The 10656-nt window shown below is 33.4% G+C and carries 9 protein-coding genes; 2 read left to right on the forward strand and 7 right to left on the reverse strand.

Annotated features, from left to right (window positions below):
* Positions 1–359: 359 nt before the first annotated feature.
* On the reverse strand, positions 360–626 hold the full coding sequence (locus tag Q8L85_02600) for a Usg family protein (protein MDP1723573.1): 267 nt from the start codon (positions 624–626) through the stop codon (positions 360–362).
* Between the two features lie 269 nt (positions 627–895).
* The gene (locus Q8L85_02605; protein ID MDP1723574.1) at positions 896–3754 is read right to left on the reverse strand and encodes a hypothetical protein; all 2859 of its coding nucleotides are present in this window, start codon (positions 3752–3754) and stop codon (positions 896–898) included.
* 246 nt (positions 3755–4000) lie between these two features.
* Here Q8L85_02605 and Q8L85_02610 point away from each other — a divergent pair, with 246 nt between their 5' ends.
* Positions 4001–5827 (forward strand): hypothetical protein, encoded by a 1827-nt coding sequence (locus Q8L85_02610; GenBank protein MDP1723575.1) that lies wholly within the window; start codon positions 4001–4003, stop codon positions 5825–5827.
* Here the strand turns inward: Q8L85_02610 and Q8L85_02615 are convergent.
* From Q8L85_02615 to ftsE, 5 genes are all read right to left on the reverse strand, one after another.
* Positions 5824–6507 carry a TIGR00730 family Rossman fold protein gene (locus tag Q8L85_02615; protein ID MDP1723576.1) on the reverse strand — a complete coding sequence of 228 codons (684 nt, stop codon included), beginning with the start codon at positions 6505–6507 and terminating at the stop codon, positions 5824–5826. The two genes, Q8L85_02610 and Q8L85_02615, sit on opposite strands and share 4 nt — an antisense overlap.
* Positions 6508–6729: 222 nt before the next feature.
* Positions 6730–7437, reverse strand: a complete 708-nt coding sequence (locus Q8L85_02620; GenBank protein ID MDP1723577.1) for a lysophospholipid acyltransferase family protein — start codon at positions 7435–7437, stop codon at positions 6730–6732.
* Positions 7434–8033 (reverse strand): YdcF family protein, encoded by a 600-nt coding sequence (locus Q8L85_02625; GenBank protein ID MDP1723578.1) that lies wholly within the window; start codon positions 8031–8033, stop codon positions 7434–7436. The genes Q8L85_02620 and Q8L85_02625 overlap by 4 nt, the downstream gene beginning before the upstream one ends.
* Positions 8030–8914: a hypothetical protein gene (locus Q8L85_02630; GenBank protein ID MDP1723579.1), complete on the reverse strand. Its 885-nt coding sequence runs from the start codon at positions 8912–8914 to the stop codon at positions 8030–8032. The genes Q8L85_02625 and Q8L85_02630 overlap by 4 nt, the downstream gene beginning before the upstream one ends.
* The gene (ftsE, locus tag Q8L85_02635; protein ID MDP1723580.1) at positions 8889–9629 is read right to left on the reverse strand and encodes a cell division ATP-binding protein FtsE; all 741 of its coding nucleotides are present in this window, start codon (positions 9627–9629) and stop codon (positions 8889–8891) included. Before ftsE ends, Q8L85_02630 begins: the two co-directional genes overlap by 26 nt.
* 21 nt (positions 9630–9650) lie before the next feature.
* Between ftsE and xth the strand changes: the two genes are divergently transcribed.
* The gene (gene xth, locus Q8L85_02640) at positions 9651–10436 is read left to right on the forward strand and encodes an exodeoxyribonuclease III (protein ID MDP1723581.1); all 786 of its coding nucleotides are present in this window, start codon (positions 9651–9653) and stop codon (positions 10434–10436) included.
* Positions 10437–10656: the final 220 nt, after the last annotated feature.

Here is a 10656-nt window from a genome sequence, read left to right on the forward strand (position 1 = left end):
TACCCTATCAAGATTTGGGCGCAGATTATTATGAGCAAAAATACAAAGACAGAGTTTTAAAAAATATAATGTCGCGTGCTCAATCGTTGGGATATGTGCTGTTAAGAAAACCGGAAAATGATGTCAAAAAAAATGACTTGTTATCAATATCTTAAGTCTTGGTCATTAGAAGAATGTCTGAGTGCTTAGGCACGAGGGCATAAGCGGCAATCCACACTTCGAATGCTGTAGCAAAAAGTATGGATTGCCACAAACAGCCTTGCGTACCGCTCGGCTATTTTCGTGTGGGACGAGTATACACTCATTTTATTAAACCAAATGTCAACAGCCCTATATTTTCTTACCTTTTTTAGAAAAGTTTATTGAATATTTAATTCAGTAAGCGCAAATGTATAATCATGCGGTTCATAAAAAGAATGTGTTGCAACAATAACTGAATGAAGTTTTCCATCTAGGTTTTTTGTCCAAAAGGTTAAAAATTGATGTAAAAATGGAAACTTAGGCATTAAATCCAATTCTTGCCAGATGTAGGTTTGTAACAATTCAGGATAATCTGGCAAATGATATAATATTTCAGCTGTTGTGAGAACTTTTTCACGAGGGAATATGAGTAAATCATTTGACATAACACACCTCTTATTTTAATTAATTCTATCCATTAAAGACTTATGGGTACCTATAATCATTTTATATAAAAACTAGTTAAAAAATAATTAAAAAAAACCCCAGCATTTTATAATACTGGGGTCATTTACACTTTGTTACATTAAATACACTGCATTCTTCAGTCTATTTAAAAAAACCCTCCCATCCGAAAAATGAAAATTCAGTATTGCCTAAGTTCTCAAACAAATCGAATGGGAATTCACCAAAAGATAATTCAAATGGTGAACTATTATCTTCTGTTAGTTTTTTTTTTTGGATTCCCTCTTTTTTTATCAATTATACGTTGTATAGCAGGAGCATGATTGATTTTTGGGGATTTAGATTTAGTTTTTTCCTTGGATGGAGCACCTAAAACAGTTGGAGCTTGCAGCGCAACTTCCTTACCTAAATAATCATCAAGATCTTCAAGCTCTGGTAATGATTGTGTAAGCACAGATGCTTGCACAAGCACTGATGGTTTTTCAGATTGTTCATCACTCCATAATTCCAAAGTAGTTAAATCTGGAAAATCATCCGTTAATTTTGGCGTTGGATACAAATCATCTGAAGAACGTTCTTCATAAACCTGCGCCAATTGATTGACAAAATCTATCATTTTTGACGAATTTTCATCAACTTCATCGCTTTCCACTTCTGATGCATCAAAAAGATTTCCTGCCAATAGATCTAAAGGCTGTACGGTCTCATGCTTAATACCATCAGAAGATACAATTTCATCTAAATGAACCTCTTCAACAGGATCTGAAACAATATCTTCTTTAACCTTTGATGATTCATCGGCTAAAACAAGTGTTTCTTTAAGTTCTTCAACGACTTTAGCTAAATTTTCCTTTGGATTATTATCCGATGCAGCAGCTGGTTTAACGATAGCATCTTGATAATCATCAACAATTTGACTTGAATTGAGCGCAGGATCTACATTAAGTGCAGGCGCCTCACCAAGATAGGTCAAATAAAGTTTTTGCTCATCTTCAGAATAAGTGACATTGCTTTCAAAATAGCCTCTCGTTCTTAATTCGCAGAAAAGTTTTAACTTATCAGCAATACCACTTTCCCTATTTCTATTCGCTGTAAAACCAGCAATTGCTGCTTTTAAGGATGCAATAGGCGCTGCTTTTTCAGTTATCACCAGATCTTTAGCAACAATTTCAGTATTTTTAGCTTCTTCTTGATCGCTTTTAGCTTTTTTAAGAGCAGTTGCTTCTTTAACTAGAACTGTTTTTTCTGTTTTAAGCTCAGCTAATTCTTTTTCAAAAGCTTCTAAGTTTTTAAGTTCACCTTGAACATTTTGATCAAGCATCAAAGCTAAACGGTCACGTGCTGCCATTTCAAAATGTTTATAACCAGCCTTACGTGCTTCTGTTATAGCTTCCATATAATGTGCTTTAGCTGATTCAACATCATTCATGTGGAAAGAAGCATCACCTAAAGTCATTTCTAAACGCCATAAATGACGTGGTGCGTAATATGGAGCCATTTGTTCAGGTAAAACCGAAGACCATTTGCTTACCAAATCATTTAATCGAGCAACACGTTGGTCTTGACCTTTACTTTCAGTTTCAAAAATTCTTAAATATAGTCTTGCCGAATCTACAGCTAACGACGCACGAATTACACGTTTTACAGTGTTTTTCGAATGAGCATCATTAAGCAATTTTATAGTTTTTTCAGCAGTATCTAAAGTTTTTGCAGCTGCAGCATATTTTTTTTGCTGAATCTTAGTATAAGTTAAACCAATATTGGATCTGATTTGATAGGCATATAAATAGTCTACATAGTCACTATTTCTAGATAATTTTTTGATTGAGTCTGGATCCAAAAACATACTTTGTGAAATATCATTATTTTCATCTGCATCCTTTAAAAGAAGATTAATACGATTATCCAGTTCATCAAAAGTATTCTCAGCACTATTTATATATCCTAATGATGGATCATTTTCGTGCATTTTAAGATAAGCATTCCCCAATAGATGTAAATTGGAAAGTAATGCCCTATTCCATTTCCCTTTATTTTCCTCAGATTCTATAGATGTTTTAAGCCATTTTTCTGCAGCACGCCCATCCACAACAGATTGATCATATAATCCAGTCAAAAACTTCGTATGCTGAAGCATTTCATTTATTTCGCCCACAGCCACTTCATCACGAGCCTTAGGACTCCAATAAGAACCTATATTTTGTGCAAAATAATCGCGTGCTTTTGTTAAATAAAAAATTGTATTCGGCAATTCTTTAACTGTATAAAAGAATTCACCAATTTGTTGTTGCGTTTTAGCTTTAAATTCAGGGTCAACAATTTCATCAACAATCTTTATCAAAGCTTCTTTAGCACTCTGATAATTAGCATTATCGGTTAAACCTTCAAGTTCTAGACAAAAATCAATGATTTCTTTTTGTGTGCCTGCTCTAAGATTAGGATCGGCCATCACATTAACAATTTTAAGCAAAACATCTTTTGCTTTTTGATTGTCTTTATCTTCAGTCCAAAGATAGGCTAATTTTCTGCCTGTACGAATTTTTAATTCAGGTGTTTGTGGTAAATTTAGCGATTCTTCCAAAAAGGTTTTAGCTTCATCATGTACTTCATTTGCGTAAGCTAGTTTTCTTTTTTTGCTACTTGATCCTTCGACTATTTTAGTCGCTTCATCCTTTTTCAAAACTTCTATCGCTAAATTATTTTCAGCTTGATAAAAGAGTGCATCAGCAAGACCATTTTTTACAAGAACGTCTTTTTCTGCGATACGGTAAAGCTCAACTGCCTCTTTAAACAAAGGAATGGCATTTATTGGACCATCAATAAACGCATTTGCGCGTGCTTGGAATAATTGTGATTCGGCTTGTCCTGCGCTATCTTTAGGAAATTTTTTATGTGCAAAAATAAAAAGTGTTTGGGCATCTGTAAAAAATTTTTGTTTATTTGTATCAACTGCTTCTTTAAGTCCATCATTAAATAATGCAAGGCCATCATTAAAATATTCTTGAGGTTCAACAGCAAAACTTTCACCTGAAAACAATAGATTAGTTGATAAAACTAAAGCAAAAGTGAGTGATGCAAAAGTAAACTTACGGGGAGATTTTAGAAACATAGAAATCCTCCTAGAATGAAACATTTTTGTTAATTACCCAAAGGGCCGTGTTTTTATAATTCTATTACCCTTTTGAAAAAAATCAATGCATTTTAATCATGTAAATTTCTGGCAGAAAACATAGATTATTTTTAAAATTAAATTTTTTTGCTGTAAAAAAGAGAACAAAAAGAAAAAATTTCTTGTAAAATCCTATTTAAATCAAGTACAATAAATAACTTTATTTAATTTAATTTGGAAATCATCATGAAGTTATTGTTTTTATTGTCTATTTTTTTATTAAATTCTTTTAATGTCGTTTTTGCAATGAAGCAAAAAGAATTAAATACAATTTCCTACAATTTTATACCAAATGGTATTTATACAAATCATGATAAATTAATTACATTTAATGAAAATAATCTTTTTTTATTTGATACAAAAACAATGTTATTTCAATCACATAAGACCATGCCTTTCCTTATAGGATTTGCCATACCTTACCATGAAGAATATTATCTTTTATCAAGAAATGATTTTATTTTACTAAAAAACGACTTAATTATACCTATAAAAAACCCTAATTATACAAATAAAAACAATCCCAATTATTCAAACGTAAAATTATTCAATGATAAATTATTTCTTATTTCGCATGAAGATTGCTTAATTGATATTTATGATATTGAAACACAAAAATTTACAACAATTAACTTAGAACGCAGACCTATAGATATTCATTTTAATGAAAAAACAAAATCTTTATTTGTTTTAACAACCGAACCTGCCGAAAAGAAAACATATTTAATTAAATGCTTTGGAGATAATTTCGAAAATCTTGATGTATTATTCTTGGGTACAACTATTCCTGGCGAAAGTGAAGGAAATTATTTAAGTTTTTATCAACAAAAATTATACGCACTTCTTGAAAAACAAATTAAAGTTATAGATATTGAACAATTTAATATTATAGAACAAATTAATTGTGCAGCCGATGAATCGTTTTTAATTAACGGCATTTATATTGATAATGGATTACTTTATTGTTCTTATGCCTCAAATCCTGCATATATGAACGACGTGTTTACTGATGATGAAGAACATTCTGACGATGATTCTATAGATGATACAAACGAGGATGAAGAACTTTCTAACAATGAGCAACTTTCAGAAATGCAAGATGAAACGGAAGAATACACCCAATTAACAGAACACACTGTTTTATCTTTACCCTTAATTAATGATGAAACTGGCAATCAAACTATTTTAGATATTATTGATCTTAAAAAAAACAAGCATCTTCACAGATTTGCGTTCGAAAATTGTATTAACTCATTTTTAATTTTCAATGATAATCTCTTTTTTGAAATGCGAAACACAATAGAATGTATCTCGAAATGCATCACACCATCCACAATTGTTAGGGATAAAAGAATCCACATATTAAAGCCTAATGCACTAAAACATATAAAGCTAAGCAAAAAAATAAATATTGATATGATGCAACAAAAATTATTTAATAAACTTAATGACTACGAAGATCAATTTATTGTACCCTCTATTTTTGAAAACCTTTTAAAAAGAGAAATTTCACTTCACACACCAAAATTGTTTAGACATTCAGCTCGAACAATAGACACATATGAACGCGCTATTATCTTGTCTAAATTAGCGAATAATTTAAATTGGAAAATGTACAAAAAAGCCAGCAATTATATGAATTTTTTAATAAAAAAAGGATATACATCAGATTCTTTTGCGCTCCAATTAGCATATTACAATGGCAATGATCTAAAAGATTATTTTAAATTACTTGCTTTATCAGAAGGCTCTATCCTTGAAAACACAAGAAACGAAAAAAGAATCTTATTTTTAAAGAATTTTTTTGACAAAATTGAAGAACAAAAAGGTGATTTATTTAAATTTATTAAAGATTTAAATAAATCAATTTCTACTACCTTAATTTTAGACAAAGATAATTTTGAATTCTTTGTTGCTGAACTTACAAAATGTTACGAACTTTTGTCAACAGATCATGAAAGGAACATTTTTAAAGGCTCATTTATTAAACCATTCCTAGAAAATATGCATTAACTTTTTGTTTGCGAAAGCCACCAATGATGTGATTCATCAAAAACATTTAATGGATTTGCAGACGCATCAATTGAATCCTGAATAGCTTTTGGTGCTTCTTGGACAGTGTTTACGACTTTAAAAAGATTTAAGTGTTTTGGGTCAATAAAACCTTCTGTGCTCGCATGTTTCATATGATTTAAAAGATGATTCCAAAATCCACGAATATTCACAAGAACAATATGCAATTGATGGCTATTGTTTTCGTTAAGTTGTTTTTTAGCAAGCAAATCCATAAATTCATCAATGGTACCTAATCCACCAGGCAGTACGATTAATGCTTCAGATTTGTCGGCAAAATATTGTTTACGAATACCTAACGTAGGATGCCATATAAGCGAAATATCATCAAAAAATGCATCTTTATATTTAAACAAACATTCCGCTGCAACACCTTCTACATTTGCGCTTTTATCAAAAGCCGCTTCAGCCAAAATACCCATAAGGCCAACTTTTGCGCCCCCGAAATATAATTTTTGACCAGGCTCGAATAATGCGCCTAATTCTTTAGCGGCCATTTTATAATCTTCATGGATTTTTTCTGAAGTGGCACAAAAAACAGCAATATTGTCGACAGGCAATCTATCAGCTGCAACTGCAAAAGAACTCAAAGAAACCAGGAAAATATATAATTTTTTCATAAAGCATAATTCCTTATTTAGTTTTTATTACTTCTTAATTCTCAAAAGTATGAGACAAAGTCTAGAAAATGAGTGTTCCAGAAGCTTAACCATTAAGATCCGGTGGATCTTAATGGTTTTTAGCTGAAGAAAACTCATGAGAACCGGAACGGAATGTACCCTTTTGTACATGAGTACCGGAAGCAGAAATTTGACGACGAATTTGTCCATATCTTGAGAATTTTATTGTGCTTCTTCATATAATCGCATAGATGCATCTTCAATGGTATTTTCAAGCAATGCCAAAAACTCTTCCTGGGGTAATCCCGCAGGAATGATATCTAAAATTTCTAAAACAGCCGTTCCTTTTTTGTGAATGACATGCTTCGCCCAAAAAACACCGGCATTTACGGCAACTGGTACGACAGGCACATTTGCTTGTGTATAAAGTGCTGCGATCCCTGCTTTATATTTACTGCGCACACCTGGTTTTGTACGTGTTCCTTCTGGAAAAAGCACAATCACTTTGTTTTCTGCAAGCAAAGGTAATGCTTGTTTAACCATTTGACGCATAACACCGCCTGTCGCTTTACGATCGACTGCAATTAAACCACTACGACGCATAAACCAACCAAAAAAAGGTACGGATAATAATTCTTTTTTAATCACAAACATGGGCCAATTAATCATATAACCAATAACAAAGGTTTCCCATTCTGATTGATGCTTACTCGCTAAGATGTATCCACCTTTGGGTAATTTTTCGAGTCCTCTAATTTCTGTACGAACCCCCCCAATGATTCTAAGCAAAAAAATCATTGTGTGCCCAAAGCTTTGGCATGTTTGCAAGGCAAATCGTTTTGGTAATAATAAAAGAGGAGAGCCTAGAACAAAGAAAATAGTCCAGACAAAAAACATTGATATAAAAAGAATTTTTGATCTAATCTTCATATGTAAAATCCTATTTTTTGAGGCATATTTAAAATTTGTGCATAAAGATACTTTGAATATTCACTTAGAATAAGCAAAGCCGTTCCACCGAAACGCCACCATTGTTTTTGTTGCACATTATCCGAAAAAACGGGATGCGGCACAATCTTAATCCCTGGCATTGTATTTCGAAACTCAAACAAACTACGGCGCATATGATAGCCACTTGTCACAAGTCGTAATGAACGAATATTTTCATGTTCTGCCCATTCAGCCGATTCAAGACTGTTCTCGTGCGTATCAAGTGCATTATAACCTAAGGTAATTTTATCTTTATAATGCTGTGGCCAATTATTCATGAGTTCAGCCAATTCATTATAAGTGACATGCTCATGAACACCCGAAATAAACATTTTTTTAGCTTTTTCTTGACTCAATAATTCAAGTCCCGCTTGAAGTCTATTTTTACCACCTGTTAAAACTATAATTGCATCTGTAATTGTTGTTTCATCTTTAACTTCACCTGGAATTTTTTGGGCATACCAAATAAATCCATAAAGCCAAAGACCAAAAAGAAAAACAAAAGACCCAATTAAAATTTTATAGAATCGTGTCATGAATGTCCTAATTTCAAAAGATGCATGGTCGTTATACGCGAAACGACATAAGAAAGCAAAAGAAGAAATATAGGAATCGCCAAAAGATAAAAAACGTCTTCATACATTAAGAAATGACGCATAATCGTTATTTGACCATCTTGCAAAATCAAGAAAAAATGAAAAAAAGATGTCGCAAGCAACATACCTATAGAACTTCCAATCACCACTTTAAACGTAAAAAATTTCTCAAATTGTCTGGAAATAAATCGATAAGGTGCACCCATTAATTTTAAAAGATCAACATAATGTCGCTGCAAAACAACGCTCATTTTAGAAGCTGTTAACACAATAATCACAAGGCCAAGCAAAATAAGCCCAAAAATAAATAGACTCAAAAATTCCAAAGACCCCGAATAATGAGACATTTGTTTCGTCCAAGCATCATTTGCACTTACTTTAACAAAAGGCAATTGTTGCTTAAGGCTATATTCTAATTTTTTAAGATCATCCACAGATAAATTTGTTGTGACATCAATAAGTACAGGCAATTTATATCTTTTAAGGGATTCTTCATCGTCACCCAACCACGGCTTCAACAATGCATTTGCCTCTTCTTCTGGAATCACACGAACCGCTAAAACGCCCTTTGTATTTTGTAAAAATTGCAACGTTTTATTTAAGGTTGCTAGATCATCTTCTTTTTTCGATTCAGGCATTAATTCAACAAAAAAAGTTTGATTCAATACTTTTTGCCAATCAAGATATTGACGATGCGTATTGAGTAAAAACAATAAGGAGCAACACGCCAAAAAACTTAAAATTGAGGTCAAAATAATAACAAAACGTCCAATAGATTTGTCTTGTATTAAAATATTAGAAAAGAGTTTTTTTTGCGACATATAAATAATCATCCTCAATTTTATTAGTAACATTGCCCATTTCTAAAAGCTTACCCTTTTCAAGGTGTAATCGTGGATAAGCAAAACGTGACACAACCGCTTCATTATGCGTTGCAATAATGATTGTTGTGCCTATTTTATTAAGCTCTTCAAACAAATGCATAATTTTAACGGCAATCACATCATCCACATTACCCGTGGGCTCATCTGCAAGCAATAAATCTGGTTTCGTGATAATAGCGCGCGCAATGGCCACACGTTGCTGCTCACCACCCGACAATGCGTGTGGGTAAGCATTCATTTGATGCGCGAGACCTACCCAGTCTAAAAGCTCTTTAGCCTGCGTTTCCATTTCATGATTTTTTGCACCCATTATTTTAAGGGGCAATGCAACATTTTCAAGCGCCGTTAAATGCGGTAATAATCTGAAATCCTGAAATACGACGCCAATATGCTGACGCATTTTCTGAATTTCAGGCATCGTTAATTTATAACGATCTTGACCAAACAAAAGAAAACGTCCACGATCAGGTTTTTGCTCAAAATAAAGCATTTTGAGCAAGGTTGTTTTGCCGGATCCACTTGACCCCGTGACAAAATGAAAACTTTTAGGCATAAGTGTTAGGCTGATCTGATCTAAAATAGGCTTGTTATCCTGATAGCAGATTGTTACTTGATCAGCGTAAACTATTGTTTTTTTGAAATCTTTAACCATATTAAATGCGTGTGCCTCATGATTCGATTTGCTTCTTGGAATATTAACTCAGTTCGGTTACGACTGCCAAATCTTCTTCGCTTTTTAGATGAATTCAAACCAGATGTTGTTTCTTTGCAAGAAACAAAAACGGAAAACATTCATTTTCCTTTGAAAGCCCTTGAAGAAGCTGGATATCCTTATGCTGCCATTGAAGGCATGAAAGGATATAATGGCGTTGCGATCCTTTCGAAATATCCTCTTCACGATATTAAAGTTCAACATTGGTGCGGCAAAAAAGATGCGCGTCATATATCAGCTATAGTCGAAGGTATTGAGCTTCATAATCTGTATGTGCCTGCTGGTGGAGATATACCAGATCCAGATCAAAATCCCAAATTTGAGCATAAATTAAACTTTATTAAAACATTAACAGATTTTTTCGATGAAACGTCAATCAAAAATCGTCCCTCTGTTATTTTGGGTGATTTAAATATTGCCCCCCTTGAAACAGATGTATGGTCGCATAAACAGCTTTTAGATGTTGTAAGCCATACCCCGATTGAGGTCGATCTATTAAATAAAATGCAACATGGATCGAACTTTATCGATAGCATTCGTGAAATTATCCCACCCCACGAAAAACTTTTTTCCTGGTGGAGCTATAGATCACCCGATTGGACCAAAAATGATCGTGGCCGTAGATTAGATCATATCTGGGTAACACCGCCTTTGGCGTCGAAGATTCAAAAGGCTCAAATCATTAAAGATATGCGCGCTTGGGTGAGTCCGTCGGATCATGTGCCTGTTATGCTGGATTTAAATTAATTCCCCAACCGGACGCCTACGTCCTGCGACTTGATCCTGAGAGATCTACACGAAATAATGCGTGTAACATATTGAAAAGAATAGAAACCCGTCGTTGCGAGTTTCCCACCACCTAAAAGGGTCGGACTTAAAAGGAATGACCAAATTCGCAAACATGTGTATAAAAAGCTTGTGCGACCTGGAGGCCGTCGAAGCATTGGTGTTTGAAGAACCCGTTTGC

This window comes from Alphaproteobacteria bacterium (assembly GCA_030680745.1).
Lineage (GTDB): Bacteria > Pseudomonadota > Alphaproteobacteria > JAUXUR01 > JAUXUR01 > JAUXUR01.